At 48.3% G+C, this 25,575-nt stretch carries 20 protein-coding genes; 13 read left to right on the forward strand and 7 right to left on the reverse strand.

What is annotated here, in order from left to right:
* Positions 1 to 141 precede the first annotated feature (141 nt).
* Positions 142 to 429 (reverse strand): transposase, encoded by a 288-nt coding sequence (locus tag ACWI_RS02155; RefSeq protein ID WP_070369802.1) that lies wholly within the window; start codon positions 427 to 429, stop codon positions 142 to 144.
* 496 nt (positions 430 to 925) lie between these two features.
* Between ACWI_RS02155 and ACWI_RS02160 the strand changes: the two genes are divergently transcribed.
* The 3 genes from ACWI_RS02160 (at position 926) to ACWI_RS02170 (ending at position 6,418) form a co-directional block, all read left to right on the forward strand.
* Positions 926 to 2,458 carry an ABC-F family ATP-binding cassette domain-containing protein gene (locus ACWI_RS02160; protein WP_070369803.1) on the forward strand — a complete coding sequence of 511 codons (1,533 nt, stop codon included), beginning with the start codon at positions 926 to 928 and terminating at the stop codon, positions 2,456 to 2,458.
* A gap of 125 nt (positions 2,459 to 2,583) precedes the next feature.
* Positions 2,584 to 5,061, forward strand: a complete 2,478-nt coding sequence (locus tag ACWI_RS02165) for a LuxR C-terminal-related transcriptional regulator (protein WP_070369804.1) — start codon at positions 2,584 to 2,586, stop codon at positions 5,059 to 5,061.
* Between the two features lie 169 nt (positions 5,062 to 5,230).
* Complete coding sequence (locus ACWI_RS02170; protein WP_070369902.1) at positions 5,231 to 6,418, forward strand: anaerobic nitric oxide reductase flavorubredoxin; 1,188 nt, start codon at positions 5,231 to 5,233, stop codon at positions 6,416 to 6,418.
* A 124-nt stretch (positions 6,419 to 6,542) separates the two neighbouring features.
* On the opposite strand, the gene asrC is transcribed toward ACWI_RS02170, so the two are convergent.
* The 4 genes from asrC to hcp all read right to left on the reverse strand — a co-directional run bounded on the left by asrC (position 6,543) and on the right by hcp (position 11,069).
* Positions 6,543 to 7,511 (reverse strand): sulfite reductase subunit C, encoded by a 969-nt coding sequence (asrC, locus tag ACWI_RS02175; protein ID WP_070369805.1) that lies wholly within the window; start codon positions 7,509 to 7,511, stop codon positions 6,543 to 6,545.
* Positions 7,512 to 7,521: 10 nt separating this feature from the next.
* Entirely contained in the window at positions 7,522 to 8,319 is a 798-nt protein-coding gene (asrB, locus tag ACWI_RS02180) for an anaerobic sulfite reductase subunit AsrB (RefSeq protein ID WP_070369806.1), read from the reverse strand.
* Positions 8,320 to 9,333 carry an anaerobic sulfite reductase subunit AsrA gene (gene asrA, locus ACWI_RS02185; RefSeq protein WP_070369807.1) on the reverse strand — a complete coding sequence of 338 codons (1,014 nt, stop codon included), beginning with the start codon at positions 9,331 to 9,333 and terminating at the stop codon, positions 8,320 to 8,322. It abuts the gene before it with no gap.
* 173 nt (positions 9,334 to 9,506) lie between these two features.
* Positions 9,507 to 11,069 (reverse strand): hydroxylamine reductase, encoded by a 1,563-nt coding sequence (hcp, locus tag ACWI_RS02190; RefSeq protein WP_139142307.1) that lies wholly within the window; start codon positions 11,067 to 11,069, stop codon positions 9,507 to 9,509.
* Positions 11,070 to 11,452: 383 nt separating this feature from the next.
* On the opposite strand from hcp, the gene ACWI_RS02195 reads away from it, so the two are divergent.
* Complete coding sequence (locus ACWI_RS02195) at positions 11,453 to 13,471, forward strand: GAF domain-containing protein (protein WP_070369808.1); 2,019 nt, start codon at positions 11,453 to 11,455, stop codon at positions 13,469 to 13,471.
* Positions 13,464 to 13,934: an HAD family hydrolase gene (locus ACWI_RS02200; RefSeq protein ID WP_070369809.1), complete on the forward strand. Its 471-nt coding sequence runs from the start codon at positions 13,464 to 13,466 to the stop codon at positions 13,932 to 13,934. Before ACWI_RS02195 ends, ACWI_RS02200 begins: the two co-directional genes overlap by 8 nt.
* Positions 13,935 to 14,070: 136 nt before the next feature.
* Here ACWI_RS02200 and ACWI_RS02205 read toward each other — a convergent pair whose 3' ends face one another.
* Positions 14,071 to 14,376: a zinc ribbon domain-containing protein gene (locus tag ACWI_RS02205; protein ID WP_070369810.1), complete on the reverse strand. Its 306-nt coding sequence runs from the start codon at positions 14,374 to 14,376 to the stop codon at positions 14,071 to 14,073.
* A 232-nt stretch (positions 14,377 to 14,608) separates the two neighbouring features.
* On the opposite strand from ACWI_RS02205, the gene ACWI_RS02210 reads away from it, so the two are divergent.
* The 8 genes from ACWI_RS02210 to ACWI_RS02245 all read left to right on the forward strand — a co-directional run bounded on the left by ACWI_RS02210 (position 14,609) and on the right by ACWI_RS02245 (position 23,253).
* The gene (locus tag ACWI_RS02210) at positions 14,609 to 15,469 is read left to right on the forward strand and encodes a proline iminopeptidase-family hydrolase (RefSeq protein ID WP_084633444.1); all 861 of its coding nucleotides are present in this window, start codon (positions 14,609 to 14,611) and stop codon (positions 15,467 to 15,469) included.
* A gap of 97 nt (positions 15,470 to 15,566) precedes the next feature.
* Positions 15,567 to 16,121: a glycerol-3-phosphate responsive antiterminator gene (locus tag ACWI_RS02215; protein ID WP_070369812.1), complete on the forward strand. Its 555-nt coding sequence runs from the start codon at positions 15,567 to 15,569 to the stop codon at positions 16,119 to 16,121.
* A 300-nt stretch (positions 16,122 to 16,421) separates the two neighbouring features.
* Entirely contained in the window at positions 16,422 to 17,921 is a 1,500-nt protein-coding gene (locus tag ACWI_RS02220; RefSeq protein ID WP_070369813.1) for an FGGY-family carbohydrate kinase, read from the forward strand.
* 328 nt (positions 17,922 to 18,249) lie between these two features.
* Positions 18,250 to 19,008, forward strand: a complete 759-nt coding sequence (locus ACWI_RS02225) for an SDR family NAD(P)-dependent oxidoreductase (protein ID WP_070369814.1) — start codon at positions 18,250 to 18,252, stop codon at positions 19,006 to 19,008.
* A 220-nt stretch (positions 19,009 to 19,228) separates the two neighbouring features.
* Positions 19,229 to 20,686, forward strand: coding sequence for an NAD(P)/FAD-dependent oxidoreductase (locus ACWI_RS02230; RefSeq protein WP_070369815.1), 1,458 nt, complete (start codon positions 19,229 to 19,231; stop codon positions 20,684 to 20,686).
* Positions 20,683 to 21,975, forward strand: a complete 1,293-nt coding sequence (locus tag ACWI_RS02235) for an NAD(P)/FAD-dependent oxidoreductase (RefSeq protein WP_070369816.1) — start codon at positions 20,683 to 20,685, stop codon at positions 21,973 to 21,975. The genes ACWI_RS02230 and ACWI_RS02235 overlap by 4 nt, the downstream gene beginning before the upstream one ends.
* Positions 21,972 to 22,403, forward strand: coding sequence for a DUF1667 domain-containing protein (locus tag ACWI_RS02240; protein ID WP_084633445.1), 432 nt, complete (start codon positions 21,972 to 21,974; stop codon positions 22,401 to 22,403). Before ACWI_RS02235 ends, ACWI_RS02240 begins: the two co-directional genes overlap by 4 nt.
* Entirely contained in the window at positions 22,393 to 23,253 is an 861-nt protein-coding gene (locus ACWI_RS02245; RefSeq protein ID WP_070369817.1) for a class II fructose-bisphosphate aldolase, read from the forward strand. Before ACWI_RS02240 ends, ACWI_RS02245 begins: the two co-directional genes overlap by 11 nt.
* A 183-nt stretch (positions 23,254 to 23,436) precedes the next feature.
* On the opposite strand, the gene ACWI_RS02250 is transcribed toward ACWI_RS02245, so the two are convergent.
* Positions 23,437 to 25,464 (reverse strand): sensor domain-containing diguanylate cyclase, encoded by a 2,028-nt coding sequence (locus tag ACWI_RS02250; protein WP_070369818.1) that lies wholly within the window; start codon positions 25,462 to 25,464, stop codon positions 23,437 to 23,439.
* Positions 25,465 to 25,575 lie beyond the last annotated feature (111 nt).

Raw genomic sequence — 25,575 nt, forward strand, 5'->3', positions numbered from 1 at the left:
GATTTGCGTGCTTATCCGGTTTGCTTTTTGATCGCAGAAATTTATAGTAACCCGATTCGCTGACACCAAGCGTACGACAGAGCAGGGCAACCGGCCAACGGTCCCGGCGGTCGGTAATATATGACATACGCTGCTGTTTCGCTATTTCTTTCGGCGCTTGACAAAAAAACCAAGCGCATCCTGAAGAATCTCAATCTCTTCTTTAGCTTCCCGTAGCTCTTTTTCGAGCTGCTTTAAACGATTGGGATCTGCTAGTGGGGTATTCCCAGGATCATCACAAAAACCAACCTTTCCATTTTTAGCTTTGCTGATCCATGTGTATAATGTATCGATTTTTATACCTAATCGCTCTGCTGCCGCTTTGTTGCCAATCTCATTTGCCAGTTTCAACGCTTCATAGCGTTCTTCGGCACTATATATTTTTTTCATTATTAGTCAGTCCTTTTTATTTCTATTTTACCTCATTTCCTTGCAATTTGGGACTGCACTTTTATGATAACACTCCAAATTGAAGCAGCTCTGACAATGGGATTATCGATGAGACATTGTTTAGAGCCTAAAGATAAAGTGTAAAACTTTTATTCTCATCGGTCTAAGCGCTTGATAGGATAGCAGTTTACTAGAGTTTATTGGCAAACTCCCGTACCGACCAATTGTTAATCTGTTGTTTCCTGCAGACTCAGACAGGCTATCGCCGTGTCCGCTCTGATGCAAACAACATGATATAACAATTGTCGGTACTACGTTATTTGTTTGATTATAGGCTATAGCATGCTATACTTTGTTTTACTGCGCCTAAACCGATAGCCATACAAAAAGTTTTAAGGCCATAACGCAATGCTCGTTATGGCCTTTTATAATGACAGAGAGTCAGTATAAGGGTGACTCTCTGTTTTTATTTTGTGAATTTTTAAAGGAGAAAAAAATGGGACTATTGGACGTTATCAATTTATCACATTCGTTTGGTGATAAAATTTTATATCAAGAGGCTTCCTTTGAACTGTTCAAAGGTGAGCACATGGGGATTGTCGGACGCAATGGTACTGGCAAGACCACTTTGTTAAATACCCTAATTGGTGAAATCATTCCCGATGGTGGGGAGATTCGCTGGCAAAAGGGCATTAAGGTCGGATATCTGGATCAGCATGCCCAGATTGATCAGGAGATTACGGTGTTTGACTATCTGAAAACATCGTTTCATGAGCTCTACGAAACCGAAGCCCAGTTGACCAGAATTTATGAAAACATGGCCAGCGACTGCAGTGAAAAAGCCATGAACCGGGCCGCAGATCTGCAGAGCCTACTGGAAAACTCGGGCTTTTACGAATTGGAAAGCCGTGTTTTAAAAATTGCTGACGGTTTGGGAATTACCGCTTTGGGGATGGACACCATTCTGGAGACGCTCAGCGGAGGGCAGCGGGCCAAGGTTATTCTGGCCAAGCTGCTGTTGGAAGAACCCAATGTGCTGCTGCTGGATGAACCCACCAACTTTTTGGACAAGGAGCATGTGACCTGGCTCACCGATTATTTAAAAACCTATGAGGGCACCTTTCTGGTGATTTCTCATGACTTTGATTTTCTGGACAAGATTACCACCTGTGTCTGCGACATCGAATTCTGCACCATTAAAAAATACAGCGGTAACATTTCAAAGTTCATTGAGCTGAAAGGTCTCAGACGGGAAAGTTATATCCGGGAATTTGAGGCCCAGAAAAAGGAGATCAAGAAATTTGAAGACTATATTTCCAAAAACAAAGCCCGGGCTGCCACCGCCAGTATGGCCAAAAGCCGGCAGAAGCAATTGGATAAAATTGATCGGCTGCCACCACCGGAACTGGTGCCCAAACCCAATTTCCGCTTTAACGCATTGCACATTTCGGCCCAACGTTCTTTGAGTGCCAAAGATCTGGAAATTGGCTATGATTATCCGCTGCTATCTAAACTTAATTTTAAAATCGAGTCAGGTCAGAAAACCGTGATTACCGGGTTTAACGGGATTGGCAAATCCACCCTGCTTAAAACCCTGATCAAGCAGATCCCGGCGATTTCCGGCAAATTTAAATTTGCCGACAATATCAAGGTCGCCTATTTTGAACAGGATCTCAACTGGGATAATCCCACCCTGACCCCCATTCAGGTGGTCTCCGATGCTTATCCCAAACTGTCTCAGAGTCAGTTGCGGCGCTATCTGGCCCAGTGTGGTTTAAAGGCCAAAAGTATGCTTCAGAGCGTCGACACCCTTAGCGGTGGGGAACAGGCCAAGGTTAAAATCTGCATCCTGATGCTGACACCGGCCAATTTTTTAATCCTTGATGAGCCGACCAACCACCTCGATGCCGATGCCAAAGAGGTGTTAAAAAAAGAGCTGATCAAATGGACTGGCAGTCTGATTCTGGTCTCCCATGAATCCTCTTTTTATGAGGACTGGGCTGATGCGATCATCAATATAGAAGGTTAATGCCAATAATAAACGATGTCCTCAAAAAAAACTTAACAGATGTAAAAAATCCGGCTATAATAAATTAATCGGTAGTTATAATTTGCCTGATCGAAAATAAAATCACACAATGAAATGAGACATTCGTGAAAATACAATTTTTACAGCGAGAACGCATCAATAAAATATTGGCCAATCTTTTTGATTATCCGTTGACCATCGTCGAAGCGCCCATGGGTTACGGAAAAACAACGGCAGTCCGGAATTTTCTTAAAGCAGCGGGGCATCAGCCGATCTGGATCACATTTCAGCCGGAGACGGGGTTTATTGATTATTACTGGCACAAATTTGCCACCGCAGTTAGCCGGATCGATCAAGCCAGTGGCGAGACCCTGAAACAGCTGGGCTTTCCGGTGGATGTCCCGCAGATGGATCAGGTAATTTCGGTGCTGTCGGACATGGTTAGTGATGAGAAAATTATTCTGGTGTTGGATGACTATCACTTGACCAATAGCGAACCGCTGAATCGCCTGGTGGCGCTGATTGTTTCGGAGGGGATCGAAAATTTTACTCTGATCCTGATCACCCGCAATACGGTTCATTTAAACAGCGCCGAACTGGTGGCCAAAGGATATTGTCAATTGATCAATCAGGATCTGCTCAAATTCACCGAGGCAGAAGTCCGGGATTATTGCCTGATGATGATGGACACCATTTCTGAAAAAGATGTACAGCAAGTAAACGACTATGCCGGCGGCTGGATAACCCTGACCTATATGCTGCTGCTTGGACTGGAGCAGGGGATTCCAGTGGGCCTGAACATGACCATTGAAGAGCTGATCAATCAAACCATTTTTTCCGGTTATGACAACACCATCCAGGATTTTCTGATTCAACTGTCGGTGATGGACGCCTTTACCGAAGAACAGGCCCGGTTTATTACCAGCGAAGCCAAGGCTGGCGTGATTCTTGGTCATCTGAAAAAGGAAAACTCCTTTATTTATTTTGATGAGATCAATAAAAGCTATCAGATTCATCATGTGCTGCTGGATTTTTTGCGAACCAGACAGCGGTTTTCCCCAGAACAACGACAGATGGTGTATTATCGGTTGGGGGAATGGTATCTGATCCACCAGGAGTTTCCCAAAGCTTATCGTTATTTTTATCAGGCCGGCGCCGATCGGCGCATCCTTGAGCATTTAAATAATCCCGAAAATATCCGCAATGAGTTGGCTGAATTTGATGGCGCCGGGGAGCTGTTTGCCAAAACCCCGATCGCAGTGCTGCATCAATACCCGCTGGCCTATTTGCAGCATATTCTGGTTTCGCTGCTGCGGGGAAATGACGAAACGGCGGCGGTCTGCTGCCAACAGCTGGCCGAATTGGAGCAGTATTTTACCGCTTTGGATGATCACACCCGACCTGATAAAAACCGGATTTTGGCGGAGCTTAATATTGTCCGCAAGTTCACCCTCTTTAATCATGTCGAAGCGTCCACTGCCCGGAATGATCTGATCATTGAGCTGCTAAATGGGGAGCAGTCCTACATTATGCAGCGGGATAATGAGTTTACCTTTGGCTCGCCCCATTTACTTTACAATTATTTCAGGGATCCGGGGGCCTTCGAAAAAACCGCCGCCCTGGTGATCAAGAAATTTCCAGTTTACCCCCGCTATGCCAACGGCAATGGCACCGGTTCAGAACACCTGGCCAGGGCTGAATTTGCTCTGGAAACCGGCAACTGGACCGAGGCGCAAATAAACAGTGACAAGGCGATTTATAAAGCTCGAACCAAAGAGCAGTACAGCATTATCATTTGCGCCAACTTTAATTTAATTCGGCTGGAGATTTTTCAGGGGCATATCAATGACGCCCTGAATCGCTTCCGGGAATTGGAAAAAGAAATTCTGGCCGTCAAAAACCCTATTTTCAACACCACACTGGATATTTGTAAGGGTTATATTTATGCCTGCCTGGATCAGGTGGAAAAAATTCCCTTTTGGCTCCAGATCGGCAATATGACAACGGCGGATCTGTTTTATCAGGGGGTGGCCTTTAATTATCTGGTTTATGGCAAGGCGGTTGTGGCCTCCCGGAATTTTGTCAAGCTTGAGGTACTGGTTGAAAGCTTTGGGGAGTATTTTTCGATCTATCATAACCAGTTGGGCTTTATTCATAACGGCATTTTTGACGCCATTGCCAAATACCATCTTAACGGCCTGGGAGCTGGGCAAAAAGTCTTTAACCGGGTGCTCACCGAAGCACAGCCGGACGGGATTGTCATGCCTTTTGTGGAGAATGCACCGCAGCTTTTGCCAATGCTCAAAGCGTCGGCGGCCGAGCACCCGGAGGACCCTTATCGCCACAAACTGGTGTCACTGAGTGAAAGCTATTGTCAGAGTCTGAAAAATGGCGAATTGTTCCGGGTAACGCTGACCCAACGGGAACACGAAGTGTTACTGCTGACCGCCAGGGGGTTAAAGCGTGAAGAAATCGCCAATCGGCTTTTTATTGCTCCGGGCACGGTAAAAACCCATCTCCAGAATGTCTATAAAAAACTCGAAGTAAATGGTAAAAGTGCTGCCATCAAAACTGCAGTCAAAAATGGCTTGCTAAGCATTTGAAATAATTTAAAACACCGGTATTACAGTGATTGGTTGTAATATCGGTGTTTTTTTATCCACAGGTTGGGTAAAACAACCGATTATTTATAAGAATTCCGGGTAGATATCATTAAAGGATATTTTTAAGCGTAAGGTTTTGTGAATTTAGTAGTGTATGAGAGGGAAAATGATGAAAAAATTAATCAAAAACAATGTTAGCTGGGTTGGTAAAGTGGATTGGGAACTGCAGCAGTTTCATGGCAATGAATTTTCAACAAATCATGGCTCCACCTACAATTCCTATTTGATTCAAGAAGAAAAAACGGTATTAATTGACACGGTGTGGATGCCCTATGCCAAAGAGTTTGTTGAAAATCTCGCCCAGGTCATTGACTTGAGTGAGATCGACTATATTGTGGCCAACCATGGGGAAGTTGACCACAGCGGGGCCTTACCAGCACTGATGGAGAAAATTCCCGATGTACCGATTTACTGTACCGAAAACGCAGTTAAATCGTTAAAGGGTCAGTATCATCAGGACTGGAACTTCCAGGTGGTTAAAACCGGGGACAAGCTGGATCTGGGTAATGGCAAAGAACTGATTTTTGTGGAAATGAAGATGCTCCACTGGCCGGACAGTATGGCTACCTATATGACAGGGGACAATATACTATTCAGTAATGACGCCTTTGGCCAGCATTACGCCACCGAAAGATTGTATAATAACCTGGTTGATCAATGTGACTTGTACAAAGAAGCGATGAAATATTATGCCAATATTCTCACCCCGTTCAGTGCCATCCTGCGGAAAAAACTGGACGAAATTATTGCCTTCAATCTGACCATTGATATCATTGCCACCAGCCATGGCGTGATCTGGAACGACAACCCGATGCAGATCGTTGAGAAATATGCCCAGTGGGCCGGAGATTATCAGGAAAATCAGATTACCATTATCTACGACACGATGTGGAACGGCACCAAAACCCTGGCTGAAAAAATAGCTGAGGGCATCGGTCTGACCGACCCGGATGTCGAAGTGAAGGTCTTCAACCTGGCCAAAAGCGATGAGAATGATCTGATCACCGAGGTCTTTAAATCAAAAACGGTGTTGATTGGCTCACCGACCATCGGCGGCAGTATTCTTCATTCCATTGCTGGTTTTGTTCACCTGATGAAAGAGCTGAAGTTTAAAAATAAAAAAGCCGCCGCCTTTGGCTGTTACGGCTGGAGTGGCGAGTCCACCAAGGTATTAAATGAATGGCTGACTGGTGCCGGCTTTGAAATCATCAACGAGGGTATCCGCAATCAGTGGAACCCGGACACCGCCCAACAGGAACTGGCCATTGACTTTGGCAAACAAATCGCCAAAGCTTAGAAATCGATTTGTGAATAATAAGAACATAATATAAAAAACGACTTAATCGTGAACTGAACCGACCCCCAAAAGTTAGACAAAAAATCTAACGATTGGAGGTCGGTTTTTGTTCGATCATTAAAAATCAGACATAGTGTATGCCGCTCCAGTAAACGGGGTTTTTGACGATGGTGCGGGAATCCAGTTCCACGCCATCCATGGCCCATTTTTTAAATTCTTCAAAACCGGTGCGGTCAATGATGTAGCCGATGTGTTCTTTGCCGCCAGGAGCATCCCGGTCGATGTAATTGGTCACAAAACTGTAGGTGTTTTTGACAATTTTGATAATCGCATCTTCGGTGGCCCAGACCAGGAAGTCTTCAGCCAGCCGGGGATTCCGTTTGCCGGTACGACCCATGATCACCAGTCGGTAGTAGGTTTCCGGGCTGCGGGTCCAGGCCCGGGTGGGGCAGTTGATGACACATTCGCCGCAGCCCACACATTTTTCAGTGTTGCGGACAATCCGGTAGTTTTCCACCGACAAAGCATCCACCGATTTTTTCTTGCAGGCTTTGACGCAGGCCTGACAGCCCATACAACGTTCTTTTTCATATTGGGGTTCGGTCATACCGATGATCCCAAAATCATGCATCCGGGTTTTGATGCAGTCATTGGCACAGCCAGTGAAGGCCACCTTGAAATGCAGATCGTTGGGGAAGATTTCCTTCTCCATCCGCTTGGCAAAATTGGTGGTGTTATAGGTGGCAAAAGGACAGACATTGCTGCCGATGCAGGCCGAAACATTCCGGGTACCGGCGGAGGTATAACCCTTGCCGGGGATTTCCTGATTGATTTCCAGCTTTTCGATAATCGGCTGCAGTAGGGCATTGACGGTGTCGATGTCCCCGTATTTAATCCCCGGGATTTCAAAGCCCTGACGGGTGGTTAAATGGATCTTGCCATTGCCATAGGTTTGGGCAATGTTCTGGATCAATGGTAGTAGCTCGGCGGTTAACAGTCCCCCGGGAACCCGGATTCGGGAAGCGGTTTCCCCACGAACCTTGGTGATGCGATAGGCATTCTTCTTTATCTTCTTGGTGTTCAGATCTAACATGGCGCTCCTCCTAATCCTTTAAAAATTTTCCCTTGGTGTAATTAAATACCGGGCCGTCCAGACAAATATAGGTATCATCAATTTTACAGTGGCCGCATTTACCGATGCCACAACACATTTTTCGTTCCTGGGAGATCCACAGGTTTTCTTCGAAAAAGCCCTTGGCCAGCAGATCACTGATGACGCATTTCATCATGACCGGTGGACCGACGACGATGCCGACGGCTTCTTTAAGGTCTTTGACCAGCAGCTCGGGAATATAATGGGTGACCAGGCCGCAATTGCCGGAATAGTCATCATCCGGGTAATCAACGGTGAGGACCACCTTGATGTTCTTTTCCCACTCTTCAAAGTCTTTCTTGAAGAGCATATCCTTGGGGGATTTAAAGCCAACCAGCAGGGTAAAGCTTTTGCAGTCGTCCGGATGGGCCGAGAAATAATCAACAATCCCTTTAACCGGGGAAAGACCGGTACCGCCGGCCACCAGCAGAATTTCTTTGCCCTTGTAGTTCTCGATATCAAAACCATTGCCATAGGGCCCCCGTAAGAACAGGGTGTCACCCACATAATTTTCAAAGATCTCATCGGTAACCTTGCCGACTTTACGGATGGTCAGATCGACGGTGCCATCACCGATGCCGCTGACTGAAATTGGTGCTTCCCCGAACTTCGGTAGGGATACCTCAAAAAACTGACCCGGTTTGACATCACCAGTGTAGGTCATCCGGAAGGTATATTCGATTTCGGTGTGTTTGATCACTTCAGTGATTTCCGAAAGAAAAGGAATATAAGGATTAAGTTCAGCCATTTAGTTTTCCTCCTTTGCGGTGTCATTGACTAGGGTGTTGAGCTTATTGATGCAATTGGCAAAAGAAATATATTCGGGACAGACATCGTCGCAGCGACCGCAGCCGATACACATATGGGTGCCGAAGCGCCGTTTATAGTCGTTGACCTTGTGCAGTACCTTAAAACGCATCCGTTGACCCTTGTCGTTTCGAAAGGCATGACCGCCGGCCATATCGGTATAACCATCGATATGACAGGATGCCCAAACCCGCCGCCGTTCGCCAGCTTTGCCGTTGTCGGTGTAGAAGATGTCCTGCATGGTGAAACAGGTACAGGTGGGACAGACAAAATTACAGCGGCCGCAGGCAATGCAACGATTGCCGTAATCCTCCCAGAAGGGGTCATCAAACAGGGTCTGGGGAACCGTTTCGGGAATTGTCACCACCGTCTCATTGGCGGTGACCGAATCCGGAATGACCGAGGCTGGAGTTGCTCCAGCCAGGGCAGCGTCGAGAGCATCCCAATGGCTGTCCACCAGTACGGTTTCGCCAGTTACTTTAAGATAAGCGTCATAATCATCACTGGTCTGGGTGCCCATGGACACACAGAAACAATTTTCAAAGGAGCTTTCGCAGCCCATTAGAATAAATTTGGTATTGTCCCGGAGTCGTTTGTAATAGGTGTCCACGGCTCCGTTTTCCAGATAGATGGTGTCCATTCGTTTCAGACCGTGGAGATCACAGCTGCGTAAGAAAACAATGGCGCCTTTTTTGGGAGCGTCTGCTTCTTTCATTTCATTTTCGGTAAAGTAAAATAGGGTTTCAGAAATGGGCAGTAAAACCTCTTTAAACGAATAGTTTGATTTTTCGGCAAATTCAATTTCAGAAAGATCGGTGATTTCACCGTAACGGATGGTGTCGATATGGACAAAGGTGCCATCGCCGACATACCGTTTGGGGGCATAGATAAGGTAGTCTTTTGACAAGTCAGCAAAAATCGTATTCATTTTCGCTGCGGTAGTTTGGTAACCCATAAACAAGTCCTCCTTCAAGTTTTTTGGTGATTGTTGCGGTAAAACTGAAGTCTGTCAAAAGTCCTTTTTAGGGGATCTTTGACAGACTTATTATTGGTTAGAAGATGTTAAAATTGGTCGGCATGGCAGTATTAATCAAACCCGATGGTACCGCCTATGCTCTTGCTCTTAGATTAAGCTTGACCCAGACATTTTGCCATGTCAGCTTCTGGAGTCGAGATTGGTCCGATATTGTAGTTTTCAACCAGCACGTTTAATACATTTGGTGAAACAAAGGCGGGCAGTGATGGTCCCAATAAGATGTTTTTAATGCCGAGGTGCAGCAGGGTCAACAGGATACAAACCGCTTTTTGTTCGTACCAGGACAATACCATCGACAGCGGCAGTTCGTTGACGCCACAGTCGAAGGCTTCAGCCAGGGCAACAGCAACCATAATGGCTGAGTAGGCATCATTACATTGGCCCATATCCATCAGTCGAGGAAGACCGCCGATGGTGCCAAGATCAAGGTCGTTGAAGCGGTATTTACCACAAGCCAGGGTCAGAACAACAGTGTCGTCAGGAGTTTGTTTAACGAAATCGGTGTAGTAGTTACGGCCTGGTTTCGCACCGTCACATCCGCCAACCAGGAAGAAGTGTTTGATGGCGCCGGCTTTAACAGCGTCGATGACCTTATCCGCTACGCCAAGAACTGTGCCACGGCCAAATCCGGTCAGGACTTTGTTACCGCCGTTGATTCCGGTCATTGTTTTGTCTTCCGGATATCCGCCCAGTTCCAGCGCTTTGGCAATGACTGGGGCAAAGTCTTTTTCTTTGCCAACATGGATCATTCCGGGGTATTGAACCACATCAGTGGTGAAAATACGGTCTGAATAGCTTTCTTTGACTGGCATAATGCAGTTGGTAGTGAACAGAACTGGTGCTGGAACATCAGCAAATTCTTTTTGTTGATTCTGCCATGCGGTTCCGAAGTTTCCTTTTAAGTGGGCATGTTTTTTGAGTTCTGGATAAGCATGGGCAGGTAACATTTCACCGTGGGTGTAAATATTGATGCCTTTGCCTTCGGTTTGTTCCAGTAATAATTTCAAATCATGTAAATCATGACCGGTAATGATGATAAATGGTCCTTTTTCAATGGTTAATGGCACTTCGGTGGGGACTGGGGTGCCGTAGGTTTCGGTGTTGGCTTTGTCAAGCAGCGCCATTACTTTTAAATTGATTTCTCCAGTTTTAAGCACCAGTGGTAGCAGTGTATCCATCCCTAAGTCAGAGCCTACAGCAGCTAAAGCTTCATAGAAGAAAGCATCAACGTCAGCGTCTTTGTAACCAAGTATTTCGGCATGATGAGCATAGGCCGCAACCCCTTTTATCCCTAACAGGATCAGGGTTTTTAAAGAACGGATGTCTTCGTTGTCGTCCCATAATTGGGCCATGTCATAATCTTCAGCGGTTGGATCAAGATCCGCTTTCATTTTGTCGACACAGGCGACCATCGCTTTGATGCTTTCGTCATCGAAGCTAACATTAGTAACCGTGGTAAACAGGGCTTTTTTAATACATGCATCAGTGGCTTCGGTGGCAGCCGTTTTTTGAACGGCTTTGGCCAGTCCAATACAGGCACCGACTAACTTATCCTGATCGCCGGCAACGACCGGTGTTTTACCACAGACACCGCTGACCTCACATCCCGTTCCTTTGGCCGTTTGTTCACATTGAAAACAAAACATATCTTTCATCTTTTTACCTCTCTCGTAAAATATTTTATCTGTTAACCCGAATTAACGGGAAATAACCATGCAATAGCACAACTACTTATAGTCTACCCAGAAACATTGCCTTATAACCCTTTATTCTTAAAAGCTTACAATTTTTTGTCTTTACAAACTTTAATCGTATTCATAAAAAATTCCGCAGTTTGGGTGATGGGTTTTTGGGCTATCAGTGGTAGTATCACTGACGATGACGTAATGATACTACATATCAGCTCTTTTGTCAGTTGCAAATGCAACATATATTAAAAAAAATTAAATTAATTTATGTTGAGACGAGGCAATCACGTCTTTTATTCCGAAACTGATTATGATATCATTTGACAATAAGCAATGAAAAGAGGAATATCATGAGCCTAAAAATGAGCAACCTGCTGGATGTGGAAAAATATCTGTTACTGGAACTGGTTTATTTTCATTTACCGCCGGAGCACAAAAACCGGATTAGCCGTGAAGCCCCGATGAAGCTGGACGAGTATATCGACCTGGTGGAATACTGTGGTTACTCGGTGTATCCTGGCTTTATCAGCTGTTCAGCAAATGGCTATCAATATAAAAAACGCCGGCAGGCTCATTTTAAACGAATCTTTGCATCCAGTGAGAATCTTGATGACGTTGTGATAACGGGTTATGTCAATGATAATTATGGCCGCTTTGGCAACACGACTGACAAAAATAAAACCAGCTTTGTGGGCCTCGCCCTGGCTGACCAGGACAATAATGGGGCTGTAGTTTTCAGTGGCTGCGAGCAGATGTATCCCAGTAGCATTGTGTTGGACTGGGGCGGATGCCTGATTGCCTCGCTGGGTGTGGTTACTTCACACCATCATCAGGCCATGAACTTTTACGACCATTACATGGCCGGAATCCTCGGTGAACGCAATATCCTGGGACATTCCAAAGGCGGCAATCTGGCGACCTATGTTTATATCAACCGCCTTGACCAAAACACCCGGGCCTACTGTGTTAACGCCCAGCCCTACTGCTGGTATACCATGAATGATACTCAGAAGGAAGCTCTGAAGACGGACCGTTTTGAGTACATTGTTCATCAGAATGATCCCACCCGCAAGGCCAGTTATGTTTCTTATATCAGCCGGACGGCCCCCCTTAATCGCTATGCATCCCGGCGTTTTATTGATATTCACGGCTTTGCTGAGGTGAAATTTGACGAATTTGGAAATCTCGAAGGGGCCCGGGTTATCCGGGAAACCGCCAGCCAGCTGAAATCCCGGCTGTTTCATGACTATGCCGCCGAAAAGCGACTGACTCATGACGAATGCATGGCCCGCTTTCAGGAAAAACTTTCCGAAATCACCTCGCTGCCGCGGCTGTTCAGCACCACCCTGGACGAGATCCTGCTGGTCACCGAAGCCCGGGTGGCGATAATCTGGTTAAAGGATGAAGATGACCGGGGCCCTTTTATTTATCCGCTGATTATTAAGAGTCCCGGGGCGGAGGATCTCTATCAGCTGAAACTGCGGCCAGGCCAGGGGATTGCCGCCCAATCCGTTTTTGAGGGATTGCCACTGTATATCAGAGATTCCCGACATTATCGGCTGCCAGTTGCTAGTTTGAACCGGGTCTTGGGCCTGACCATCACCTCCGAGATTGCGGTGCCGCTGGGGATTGATGAAGCTGATGTATTTGGCGCCCTGGAATTGGTCAACAAGCTGGACGGGGTCTTTTCACTGGAAGATTTTGCGCTGGTCAATGAGATGACCCTGGCGATGCTGGATTTGTTTAAAAAATCTGGACAGTCGCTGGACAGTTACCGGGATTTTTCGTTGCTGCAGATCCGTAAAGGTGGCCAGCGGATCTTTGCGGTCGAAAAAAACGGTTTTAAGGAAAAAACCTTTGGCTCCCAGACTGACAAGAATGCTTTTCTAAAAAAGATATCAGGTCTGTCGTTGGAACCCAACGAACGGTTGATTTTTAACCGGATCACCTTTACCTGCGACAAACCGGAGCAGTTAAAGCGATTACGGCGGCAGGAGTATGCCGTTATCTTTGAGCACCCTCAGCTGCGGCAGGCCAGAACCCGGGTCAGCACGGTGCTGATGAGGCTATTGCTCCAGCTCCGGGAAAACCGGGTAAATCTCAGTATGGTGGCTAAAATGATGGGGCTTGATGATAAACTGAAAACCCGGATCATCGATCTCAGCGAAGCCGAATACATCCGGCTGGAGTATGGCATGGCCCGGATCCGGCGGCCTAAACTGATCATCGTCAATCCCCCACCCCGGGGACTCAACCCCGCAGCTTATCAGGTTATGTGTAACCGACTCAAAAAAGACTGCCAAAAGAAAGCGGTGACGGTGATTGTTTTAAATGTAGATAACGAAAACAACGAGGTGAAAAATGATTAATCTGGAAATTCCTGGTCATGAGACCATGGTGGTCGAACATGTGACCTTTGATTATAATGGCACCCTGGCGGTCGATGGCTATCTGGTGGCGGGGCTCAAAGAACGGTTGGTGGCTTTGGCGGAATTGGTAGAGGTGCATATTCTCACTGCCGATACCTTTGGGTTGGTACGTGAGCAATGCGGTGATCTGCCGGTGACGATTGAGATTTTTACCAGGGACAATATTGCCCAAAAGAAAAAGGCCTTTGTTGAGGCGCTTGGCGGTGCGACCAATGTTGCCATCGGCAATGGCAACAATGATCGGGAAATGTTTGCGGTCAGTCAACTGGCGATTGTGGTGATGGGAGAAGAAGGCTGTTGTGTGAAGTCCCTGCTAGCAGCGGATATCGCTGTAAATAGCCCATTGGATGCGCTTGATTTGCTGTTGAACAAGGATCGGATCGTGGCGACCCTGCGGACTTGAACACATGATGACAAAATCCCTTATCTATTTTCAGAACCAAAACAAGACCTGAAAATACGGAGTGGCTTTTCAGGTCTGTTTGCTGTTAAGGCTTAGATCAGTGCGGTCAGACAATTGCAGCTTGCGGAAATCGCATTTAGGGACTGACTTTCTGACCGCAGTTTAAGCAGAATTTCGAGTCGGCGGCCAGGATCGTGCCACAGTTGCTGCAGTGCAGGGCTTCAGTTTGTTTGAACCCGCATTCCGGGCAAAATTTGGAGTGCGAAGGAATCACCGTTTTGCAGTGACTGCAAACCATGGTGTCCTGATGAACAGCAGTCTGCGACTGATTCAGGCCCGCTTTCAAGGCATCTTCATCTTCAATGAAATCTAAAATGCTTCCGACGAGACCATGATGGTGATCATGTCTACGATAATCATTATCATCGTATGAATGGCTCATGTTTACACCTCTATTAATTATAAAATTGATATGGCTATAATGTATAATCCTTTCACGGGATTGTAAAGGCGTAGAATGAAAATGACCAAAAATACTCCATTAAGCGATGGGATTGATAGCTAAAATTGTTAGTATGATAAAAAAACGGGTAATGCGTAAGTAAAAGCCTAAAACAGCTATCAAACGCAAGACATTTTTCCAGGATAAACACAAAATAAAATTGAGGAGAATTATGATGAGAGAAGATTATATCAACTATCAGGGCAAGAAAATCTGGTATTCCGCTTATGGCGAGTCGTTACAGCAGACGCCGCTACTGGTGGTTCATGGTGGGCCGGGATTTTTAAGTATCCCGGATGTGCTGGCCGACTTCAGTGACGAGCGGCCGGTCTATTTTTATGACCAATTGGGCTGCGGAAACTCGGACAAAGCTGATCAGCCCGATGATTATTGCCTGGAGTACTTCGTCTCCGAGCTCGATGCGGTGATTCAGGGATTGCAGCTCAGCGAGGTGATTTTATTGGGGTTGTCCTGGGGGTGTGGGCTCAGTGTTGCCTATATGCTGGATAAAAAGCCGCAGTTTGTTACTGCGCTGATTCTTTCGGCGCCCTATCTGAGCACCCCGCTGTGGGAGGAATGTGCCATCGAAAACATTTCCAACCTGCCCGAAGCGATCCAAAAGATCATCGTTGCCGCCGAAAAAAATCAGCAGTTTGGTGCCGACTATGAGATGGCCACTGGCGTTTATTACCAAAAATACCTCTGTCGCCTGGAGCCCTGGCCGGATAGCGTGATGGCATCATTTGGTAAACTGAATATGGATGTTTATCTACCGATGTGGGGCCCCAGCGAATTCACGGTTAACGGTAAACTCAAACAGTTTGACCTGATGCCCCGGCTACACGAAATCCCGGTGCCGGTGCTCTTGACCTGTGGCGACAACGATGAAGCCGGGGTCAAAATGGTGAAGGATTTTCAAATGGCCTTTCCCCAGGGGGCGATGGCGGTGATTCCCGGTGCGGCCCATCTCCATCATATTGAACAGCCGCTTATTTACAAAACGATTGTCCGGGAGTTTTTAAGCGATAAGTAGCGCCAGGAAATTATGCCACTCAATCAGGGTCGCCGCTTAAAAAAAAGTTGACGGTTTTATTCCCCTTGTGCTATGATCTAGACAATGAGGAGAGCAAATGAGTTGGATTGATTTTTCAGAATTTCAGGTGATCCCTTCGATTCGTCGCTTGGGTGATCTGGAAATTGCCCTAAACAGCGAGGCCCAGGTTATTTTACTGACCGAAGCCCATATTGCCAATCTCCAGGAGCTGGTCAAGCTGGTACACGCTAAGGATAAAAAAGCCCTGGTTAATCTGGAATTACTGGGTGGTTTTGGCAAAGACCAGGTTGGCATGAAGCTATTAAAAAACTATTATCATGTCGATGGGGTGATGTCAACCGACAGTGGCAAGCTGGGGATGGCCAAACAATGCGGTCTGGTAACCTTTCAACGATTTTTTCTGCATGATTCACGCTCGTTTGAGACAGCCCTTAAAATCATAGATTGTTCCCGGGTTGACGGCGCTGAGCTGCTACCGGCAGTGATGGCCCTGGATTGTTATCAAAAACTGATGACGGTGGCCAAAATTCCCTTATTGGCCGGTGGTTTTATCCGTGACCGGAAGATGATGGACAAGATCAAAGGCTGCGGCTTTAAAGGTTTGACGGTTAGCGACAAGTCACTGTGGTAGGTTGGCGATGAATTTATAATAAAACAGAATAGCATGTGCCGGATGGTAATTGTGTGAGTCCTGCTTAATAAATGTGATGATATGTCGCATTTATTAAGCAGGACTTTTTTTCGTAAGCAGGGGGATGTCGGCGGTCAATGATCCCTACGAACCGATGATCGACTACGCTGTAAAGTATCAACAAAAGCGGCGGGCATCATAATGTGCGGGCAAGGGTCTGATTTTTTGGTCATTGTCAATCGCTCGAAACGTCGAACACTAACTCGTTTAAAATTCAAAAAATACATTGGAGGTAACAAAATGGGTAAATATTTATTGGGTCTGGACAATGGCGGCACGATGATTAAGGCTGCGCTTTATGATTTAAAAGGCAATGAGGTAGCCATTTCCAGTTCTAAAACGGTGATGTACCAGCCGCAACCGGGCTTTACTGAGCGCAATGTCGAAGAAATGTGGCAGGCCAATGTCACTGCCATCAAAGGGGTGATTGCCAAAGCTGGCATTGACGGCAGTGAGATCATCGGCCTTGCGGCCACCGGTCATGGCAATGGCCTCTATCTGGTTCGGGCGGATGGTAGCCAGACGACCAACGGGATGATCTCCACCGATGTCCGGGGTCGTGAATACGTGATCAAATGGCAAAACGACGGCACCCACGACAAGATCTTACCGAAAACGATGCAGAGCGTCTTTGCCGGACAGCCGACCACGCTATTGCGCTGGTTTATGGATCATCAGCCCGAAGTGCTTGAGGAAACCCGCTGGATCTTTATGTGCAAGGACTACATCCGTTTCCGCTTAACCGGCGAAGCCTATGGGGAAATTGCCGATATGTCCGGTTCCAGCCTGATGAATGTTAGAGATGTTAAATACGATCGGGAGCTGCTTCGTGATATGGGGCTGGAAAGTATTTATGATAAATTGCCGCCACTGCGATATTCCGGCGAAGTCTGCGGCACCATCACCAAAGAAGTAGCCGTACTAACTGGTCTGGCTGAAGGCACGCCAGTGGCCGGGGGCTGCATGGATATTCATGCCTCAGCGATGGCCGTGGGGATCACTGATGAAGATAAGCTGTGCGTGGTGGCCGGCACCTGGAGCATTAACGAATATATCAGCAAGCAGCCGGTGGTGGACAAGGATCTCTTTATGACCTCCATTTATCCGATTCCGGGCTATTGGATGATCCTCGAAGGCAGCCCGACCTCGGCCAGCAATCTGGAATGGTTTTTAACTGAAATTCTCCGGGACATTGACTTAAAAGAGCAGGATGTCTATGAGTATTCCAACAATTGTGTCAATTGTGTGGCGGATGACGACTGTGGTGTCGTGTTTTTGCCGTTTCTATACGCCAGCAATGTCAATATCAACGCCAAGGCCTGTTTTGTTGGGCTGTCCAGCTATCACAACCGGGACAATATGCTGCGAGCTGTTTATGAAGGGATTGTCTTCAGCCATAAGTATCATATTGAAAAATTATTGAAATACCGGAAGGCTCCCAAAAGCATCCGGATTGCTGGCGGGGTGGCTAAATCCCGGGTGTGGGTGCAGATGTTTGCCGATATTCTGCAGGTGCCCATCGAAGTCACCGAATGTACCGAGTTGGGGGCCCTGGGTGCGGCCATCTGTGCCGGAGTCGCCACTGGCGCCTACGAAAGCTTCAAGGCGGCTTCGGACGTGATGGTGGAAATCGCCTTTACGGCGGTGCCCAACCCGGATAAGCGGGCGATGTACGAAAAGAAGTACAACCGCTACCTGAAGGTCATCAAGGCCCTGGATGGGATCTGGGACGAGTATTAAGATCAGTTCCGCTGAGCTTTGATGTCAGGATGATGCTAAAAGAGACAACGACGAAAACAAGTACCGACCAATTGTTAATCTGTTGTTTGCTGCGGGATCGGACACTAATAAGAAATAGAATTTCTTATTAGTCGCAGGCAGTCGCCAACTACAAGCCAGCTTGTGATTGGCTCGTTGCCTCCGCGCAGGCTATCGCCATGTTCGCCCCGATGCAAACAACATGATGTAACAATTGTCGGTACGGTTCGTTGCTTTGTTTTAAGAATTATTCAAATAACATCAAAGCAAGTTGCTGATTTGGATGGCTGAGTGAAGATTGGAGATTAAAATGGATTTGAAACTTAACGGAAAAAACGCGATCATTACCGGGGGTTCCCGGGGGGTGGGCCGGGCGATTGCGCTGGGCTTGGCGGCGGAAGGGGTTAATGTGGTAGTCACAGCCCGGAAATCGTCGAAAGAATTATTGGAAGTGGTGGAAGAAGCCAAATCGATGGGGGTAAAAGCCTATCCTTTGGGGGCAAATATGAATAATGCCGATGATGTCCAGGTGATGATGAAGGAGGCCGAAGCACTGTTGGGGGATCTGGATATTCTGATCAACAACGCCGGGATCTGGCTGACCGGCTGGATTCAGGATATTCCCTTATCGGATTGGGAAGAGACCATGGATGTCAATCTGACAGCACCCTTTCTGACCTCTCAGTATTTTGCTAAAATCAATCTGGCCAGGCAGCGGCCCGGGCGGATCATCAACATTAATTCCCAGGCGGCCTTTAACGGTTCCACCACCGGCCATGCTCATTACGCTGCCAGTAAAGCCGGGATGGTGGCCCTGACCATTTCGATGGCCCGGGAACTATCATCCCATGGGATTACCGTTAACGGCATCGCCCTGGGGGTGGTGGATACCGACATGATCCGGGATAAGATTGCCGCTAACCCCGGCTATTACGAAAGTCGGATTCCCATCGGGCGGGTCGCCCAGCCGGAAGATATCGCCAATATCGTCGTCTTTATGGCCTCCGAACCGGCGTCTTACCTCACTGGTACCACCATCGACGCCACTGGCGGAATGTTGATGCGGTAGCCATTATCTGCGGATGGGCGAACACGGTTCGCCCCTACGAACCAGAATTTGCAGTGACGTAAAAAACTCACCAGCTGCGTTACGCATTATCTTGTAGGGGCGAATAGTATTCGCCCGAAACGTTGATCACCAACCAAATGAATGCGGTTGGGTACAACCCGCCGCTACGAACCAAAATAAACAACGGCACTTATTCATACCATACACGAAAGGAAAACACATGAATTATTATGACGTGATCATCATTGGCGGCGGCATTACCGGCACTGCCATTGCCCATGAATTATCAAAATACAAACTGACGGTAGCCCTGCTCGAGCGCGGCAGCGATATCGGGATCGGAGCCACCAAGGGAAATGGCGGCGTCGTTCACCCCGGTTACGATCCGACTCCCGGGAGCCTGAAAGCGAAGATCAATGTCTGCGGCGCCAACCGTTATCCGCAGCTGGCCAGGGACCTGAACTTCGGCATTATCAATCCGGGGATCTTCGTGATCGGCTTTAGCGATGCCGATGAAGCGATGTTAAAACACAAGCTGGAATTTGGTATCAAAAACGGGGTTAAAGATCTGGCGATTATTGATGCCGGGCAGATGCGCAACCGTGAGCCCCAGCTGGCCACCACTGCCAGACATGCGCTCTACGCCCCGACGGCTACCGTGGTTGATCCTTTTGAGGTGGCCATTGCTTTTGCTGAAAATGCCAAAGCCAACGGCGTCGAGATTCTGACCAGTCAGCCAGTTACCGCCATTAAAAAAAGAACGGACGGCAATTTTCTGCTGAACACCCCCGATCAGCAATTTACCTGTACTTATATCGTCAACGCCGCCGGTAATCATGCCGATGATGTGGCCAGGCTGGCCGGGATTGCTGAATACCAGATGAAACCCCGCCATGGCGATTTGCTGGTGTTGGATAAGGACATGGTTAATAAGCCCAAAACGGTGATGTTTCCCTGTCCCGGGCCGGACACCAAGGGGATTGCCTGCATACCTACGGTGCATGGTAACACCATCGTTGGTTCCACCGCCACGATGTTGGATGACAAGGAAGCCGTCAACAATTATGCGCCGGGGATTCAGGCTCTGATTGACGGGGTTCACAAGATTTTGCCAGAACTCGACGCCGCTAAGATCATCCGCACCTTTGCCGGGTTGCGGCCGGTGGTGCTGGACAACAACAATGATTTTTACATTGCCGAATCCCCGACGGTTAAAGGTTTTATCCATGCGGCTGGAATTCAGTCTCCGGGGGTGGCCTCGGCCCCGGCGATTGCCGAGCTAGTTCGGGATCTGCTGGATAATGCCGGGTTGGAAATGGTGCCTAAAGCGGATTATAATCCCTATCGGGAGAAACTGACGGTTTTTACGGAGCTGTCGCTTGCTGAACAGGATGCGCTAATTAATGAGCATCCCGCCTATGGTCGGATTGTTTGCCGCTGTGAAACGGTAACCGAGGGTGAAATCATCGCTGCCATCCATGGGGCGATTCCGGCCCACACCCTAGATGCGATTAAGCGCCGGACCCGGGCGGGGATGGGCCGTTGTCAGGGTGGTTTCTGCCAGTATAAGGTGATTGCGATTCTGGCCCGGGAGCTGGGCCTGTCGGCGGATGCCATCTGTCTTGAAGATGCCGGCTCGCAACTGCTTTGCGGGGCAGTCAAGGGAGGTGCGAAATGAAACAGTTAGACTACGACGTGGTCGTCATCGGCGGCGGCCCGGCCGGCATGGCGGCAGCTCTGAAAGCCAACGAAAAGGGCGCCACCGTGGCGATTATCGAACGCAACGACGAGTTGGGGGGGATTCTCAATCAGTGTATTCACAGCGGTTTTGGCCTCAGTTATTTCAAGCAGGAGTTAACCGGCCCGGAATACGCCGAGCTGTTTATTAACCGGGTGAAGGATAGCGATATTGATGTTTATCTGAACACCATGGTTATCGATTTAGCACCAGACCACCGGATCACCGCAGTCAATCAAGACGGCATGCTGGTTCTGGCAGCCGGGGCGATTGTGCTGGCAATGGGCTGTCGCGAACGAACCCGGGGGGCGATTAAGATTCCCGGCTCCCGACCGGCCGGAGTGCTGACCGCCGGGCTGGCCCAGCGTTATGTCAACATTGAAAACCGCAAACCAGGCGAACGCATTGTTATTCTCGGTTCCGGCGACATCGGCCTGATCATGGCCCGACGGCTGACCCTGGAAGGGATGCAGGTGCTGGGGGTTTACGAGTTGATGCCCTATGCCAACGGCCTATACCGGAACATCAAAAATTGCCTCGACGATTTTGATATCCCCCTGCATCTGTCAACCACGGTAACAAATATCATCGGCTACCCGCATCTGGAAGCAGTCGAGGTGGCTAAGGTTGATGAGAACTTTGCGGTGATTGACGAGACCCGGGAAGTGATTGCCTGTGATACCCTGTTGCTGTCGATTGGTCTGATTCCCGAGAATGAGCTGTCGCAAAATTCCGGAGTCAGCCTCAATCCCCGGACCAACGGTCCGCTGGTTGATGAAGAGCTGGCCACCGACCAACCGGGAATCTTTGCCTGTGGCAATGTTCTCCACGTTCACGATCTGGTCGACAATGTGACCCTGGAAGCTGAACAGGCCGGAACCGCTGCCGCAGTCTATGCGTTAGAGCAAAAGGCGGCGGTCAGCGAAAACAGGCCGGCCGAAAATAAAGCAACGATCACAATCAGTCCCGGCGAAAATGTCGGCTATACCGTACCGGCCAAGCTGACCATTCCGCCACAAAAGCCAATCCGGATTTTATTCCGGGTCCGAACACCTCTGGATCAGGCTGCAGTCGTGATTCACACCGGTACAGAAATCTTTTACCAGGGTAAAGTCCAGGCCTATAAACCCAGTGTGATGGAGGCAGTAGCCTTGCATCCGGAAGAACTCAACCGTCTAAACGAGTCCGACGAACCCATCACCGTATCAGTTCGAGAGGTAAAAAAATGAGACAGAAAAACATGAAACAGCAAGAAAAAATGATTAAAGAATCCGATAAAACAGCGATCAAAGTTTGCTGTACCACCTGTCCTAAGGAATGTGTGATCACGGTTTCTCTAACAGATGGGGTAATCGACAGGGTAGAGGGACAAGGCTGTAAACGGGGCAAAAAATTTGCCGAAAAAGAGTTAACAAACCCGGAAAGAACTTTAACCACTACGATACTGGTGGAATATGGAGACAAGGTTTATCTACTGCCAGTCAAAACGGCTGACCCGATTCCTAAAAAAGATCTGGCGATGGCCATGAATGTCATCCGCAAAGCCAGACTCATCGGGCCTTGTCAGATGGGGGATGTGGTCATCTCAAACATCTGCGGTACCGGGGTGGATGTGGTGGCCTGCCGGAGTATTAAGGAGGAGAATCATGCGTGTTAATCTGACGACGATTTTAAAGCAGGCTCAGGCTGACGGAACAGGGGTGGGAGCTTTTAACACCCCTAATCTGGAAAGCGTCCGGGCGGTGATCGCAGCGGCCGAAGCCGCAAACCAGCCAGTGATCATCATGCATGCCCAGATCCATGAAAGCCTGATTCCCCTGGAAGTCATCGGCCCGGTGATGATCCGGCTGGCCGACCAGGCCCGGGTGGATGTCTGTGTCCATCTCGATCACGGTGAAGACCTGGGCTATCTGCTTCATGCCATGAAAATGGGTTTCACCTCGGTGATGTATGACGGGTCAAGACTGCCCTATGCAGAAAATTTGAGCAACACCCGGGAAATTGTCCGGGTGGCCCATTATCTCGGCGTTTCGGTGGAAGCTGAGTTGGGCCGGGTATTGCGGCCGGAAGGTGGCGGGGCTGCTGATCCCGAAGAAAAAGAGCTGACTCCGGCAGCATGCTACACCGATCCCGAGCAGGCCAGCGACTTTGTAGAGGCTACCGGAGTGGATGCCCTGGCGATTGCCTTTGGTACCGCCCACGGTCTTTACGAGGCCGAACCCTGTCTCGATTTTGAGCGGATCGCCGCCATTCATCAGCAGGTGGATGTCCCATTGGTGATGCACGGCGGTTCGGGAGTCAGTGATAGCGACTTCCGCCAGGCCATTGCTGCCGGGATCACCAAAATCAATTATTTTACCTACATGTCGCTGGCTGGGGGGCAGGCTGTCAAAACCTGGTTTGAACAGCAGCCCGGCCAGGTGCTTCGCTTTGATGAGATTGCAAAGATTGGCCAGGCGGCCATGCAGGCCGATGTGATCCGGGCTATCAAGGTGTTTCAGGATTAACGCAATCATCTAAAGACCTGGTGGTGAATAATAATAAAAATCATTTGGTGTAAATAGCGCAGTTTAAAAAAAAACGGTAAGCTCCCATCAAATGGTTTTTATTGTAACGATCATTATTACCCTCAAATCAGATCGCAAGCGATTGCAAGGGATAATTCAAGGTTTTGAATATAGATAGTTTGATTAAGATTTTTCGGTCCGCAAAATGGTGTTGCGGCCCTGTTTTTTAGCCTGATAGAGGAGCCGGTCGGCCGTTTCGATCAGCTCGCTGACACTGTTGTGATCCCACTCGGCAATTCCACCGCTGATGGTCAGCTCGATGCGATCGTGGTAGAAACGGGTATCTTTGATTTTGATCCGGATCCGCTGGGCAATCTGGTAGCCCTCGTTGAGGGTGGTGTCCGGCATCACAATTAGGAACTCTTCGCCGCCATAGCGGCCCAGAAAATCGCTTTTGCGGAGGTTATCCATGATGATCTGGACAGTTTCCACCAGCACCGTATCACCAGCCTGATGGCCAAAGCGGTCGTTGACGGATTTAAAATGATCAAGGTCAATCATTATCACCGAAAAGGTCGAATAAAGTAATGGGGTATTGGCATGGATATCCTCCAGAATGTTAAAGATACAGCCCCGGTTGCAGGCTCCGGTGAGGGCATCGATGGTGGATTGCGTAAGCAGAATTGACTCCTGCTTTTTCAAAAACAGGTTGGATTCTTCCAGTTTTTTTAAGATCTGCTTGGTTTTACTGATGTCTTTTGCGTTTAAGATATAGCCGAGGATTTGCCCATCCTCGCTGCGGTAGGCAGAAATCGAGGCGATTACGGTGGTTTTCTGATGGTTGTCTTTAATCATGGTGCCTTCGATGTTTTCCAGGCGGGGGTTTAAAATCAACTTTGCCTGCAAATCACGCAGGCTGCTACTGCCGTCAAAGATGGTGTCAATCGGGCTACCGACGATTTGGCCACAGTGCTTGCTCAGAAACAGCCTAGTATATTGATTGATCCGGAGGATTTTAAGATCACTATCCATAATAATCAGAATATCACCGACCGAATCGATGACGTTTTCCAGGTAGGTTTTGGTAACCAGGGTCGACTGTAGCTTGGCCGACAGCTCATTAAAGGACTGGGTCAGCTGGCCCAGTTCGTTGCTGCCGGAAACCGGCATGAAAAAATCCAGGTTGGTGCCGGAGACCCCTTTAATCCGGTTGGTCAGGCGGATCAAAGGCTCGGTGATGGAGCGGGTCACCAGGAAATAGATCAGCAGCAGGCTAAAGACGGTGTAAGTCAGAAAGACCAGCAGGGTGGCCATCCGGGTGCCATTGATCTGGCGGATAATATCGTCATACTGATAACGGATGGCAATGACCTTCTGGGAATCGTTCATGCCGCCGGGGAAGGTGTTGACATAAATGTATTCCTGATCAAGCAGGCCCAGGTCGCCCGTGATGATCTGGTCGGTGCCATTACTGATGACGGTATCAATCATGGCGATCCGGGCCGGGTCGGTTTCGGTTTGACCGCTACCCAGCATGATGTGGTTTTTGTCATAGACCGTGATGTCAGCAATAAAGGGGTTATTGTCCTGTACAGTTTTTTCCATATCGGTGTAGTTGAGCTGGGTAATAAATTGTGACAGCGAGCCGGGCGAAATGCCCACCTCTAGCACATAACGATGGTCGGCGGTGGGGATATACCCCCACTTGCGCAGCTCCCCGGTGACTAAATCGGTGGTGACATGGGAGATTTCCGGATCATGCCTCTGGCGCAGTTCGGTGAGAGTCTTAAAAAAATCCGGTACCGTTTTAAAATCAATGCCCAGGGCCGAGGGGAAGGTAGTCCGGATGATGACTCCGTTTTCATCAATAATATACAGATCCAGATTATTATGGTAACGCGCTTTGATGGCGTCCAGATCGATGGCCGAGACATTGCCCTTTTGCGTCTCATATTCGGCATTAAACAGTTGGAGACTCTCGGCCATCATCTCATCATAATAGGTGGATACCAGCTCGTAGCTTTTTTCAGTGCTGATAATGGTATCAATGATGTTGATCCGGGTCTGGTTGATGGCCAGCTGGGTATTATTCAGAATGCCGTTGCGGATGCTGTTGTAGTTGATCATCGCAAAGAGAAAATAAAGGGGTGTAATGATCGCAACCAGGACGATCATCATTGAGTATTTAATGGAAAGATTGCGAAATTTCATAAAGTCCTTCCTTTCATGATCGAGACATCCAGAAAATGCCGTGGTGCTGATTAAAAAAGGGCGGCGGTGCCAAAGCAGCCGTCGCCCTTATTGAGGGGAAAATAGAAAGTT

It is taken from the genome of Acetobacterium wieringae, from assembly GCF_001766835.1.
In the GTDB taxonomy this organism is placed as follows: domain Bacteria; phylum Bacillota; class Clostridia; order Eubacteriales; family Eubacteriaceae; genus Acetobacterium; species Acetobacterium wieringae.

Excerpts from the sequence above, each read along its gene's own strand:
- ACWI_RS02155 (WP_070369802.1), bottom strand. The coding sequence starts at position 429 with ATGAAAAAAATATATAGTGCCGAAGAACGCTATGAAGCGTTGAAACTG.
- ACWI_RS02160 (WP_070369803.1), top strand. The coding sequence starts at position 926 with ATGGGACTATTGGACGTTATCAATTTATCACATTCGTTTGGTGATAAA.
- ACWI_RS02170 (WP_070369902.1), top strand. The coding sequence starts at position 5,231 with ATGAAAAAATTAATCAAAAACAATGTTAGCTGGGTTGGTAAAGTGGAT.
- asrC (WP_070369805.1), bottom strand. The coding sequence starts at position 7,511 with ATGTTAGATCTGAACACCAAGAAGATAAAGAAGAATGCCTATCGCATC.
- asrB (WP_070369806.1), bottom strand. The coding sequence starts at position 8,319 with ATGGCTGAACTTAATCCTTATATTCCTTTTCTTTCGGAAATCACTGAA.
- asrA (WP_070369807.1), bottom strand. The coding sequence starts at position 9,333 with ATGGGTTACCAAACTACCGCAGCGAAAATGAATACGATTTTTGCTGAC.
- hcp (WP_139142307.1), bottom strand. The coding sequence starts at position 11,069 with ATGAAAGATATGTTTTGTTTTCAATGTGAACAAACGGCCAAAGGAACG.
- ACWI_RS02195 (WP_070369808.1), top strand. The coding sequence starts at position 11,453 with ATGAGCCTAAAAATGAGCAACCTGCTGGATGTGGAAAAATATCTGTTA.
- ACWI_RS02200 (WP_070369809.1), top strand. The coding sequence starts at position 13,464 with ATGATTAATCTGGAAATTCCTGGTCATGAGACCATGGTGGTCGAACAT.
- ACWI_RS02205 (WP_070369810.1), bottom strand. The coding sequence starts at position 14,376 with ATGAGCCATTCATACGATGATAATGATTATCGTAGACATGATCACCAT.
- ACWI_RS02210 (WP_084633444.1), top strand. The coding sequence starts at position 14,609 with ATGATGAGAGAAGATTATATCAACTATCAGGGCAAGAAAATCTGGTAT.
- ACWI_RS02215 (WP_070369812.1), top strand. The coding sequence starts at position 15,567 with ATGAGTTGGATTGATTTTTCAGAATTTCAGGTGATCCCTTCGATTCGT.
- ACWI_RS02220 (WP_070369813.1), top strand. The coding sequence starts at position 16,422 with ATGGGTAAATATTTATTGGGTCTGGACAATGGCGGCACGATGATTAAG.
- ACWI_RS02225 (WP_070369814.1), top strand. The coding sequence starts at position 18,250 with ATGGATTTGAAACTTAACGGAAAAAACGCGATCATTACCGGGGGTTCC.
- ACWI_RS02230 (WP_070369815.1), top strand. The coding sequence starts at position 19,229 with ATGAATTATTATGACGTGATCATCATTGGCGGCGGCATTACCGGCACT.
- ACWI_RS02235 (WP_070369816.1), top strand. The coding sequence starts at position 20,683 with ATGAAACAGTTAGACTACGACGTGGTCGTCATCGGCGGCGGCCCGGCC.
- ACWI_RS02240 (WP_084633445.1), top strand. The coding sequence starts at position 21,972 with ATGAGACAGAAAAACATGAAACAGCAAGAAAAAATGATTAAAGAATCC.
- ACWI_RS02245 (WP_070369817.1), top strand. The coding sequence starts at position 22,393 with ATGCGTGTTAATCTGACGACGATTTTAAAGCAGGCTCAGGCTGACGGA.
- ACWI_RS02250 (WP_070369818.1), bottom strand. The coding sequence starts at position 25,464 with ATGAAATTTCGCAATCTTTCCATTAAATACTCAATGATGATCGTCCTG.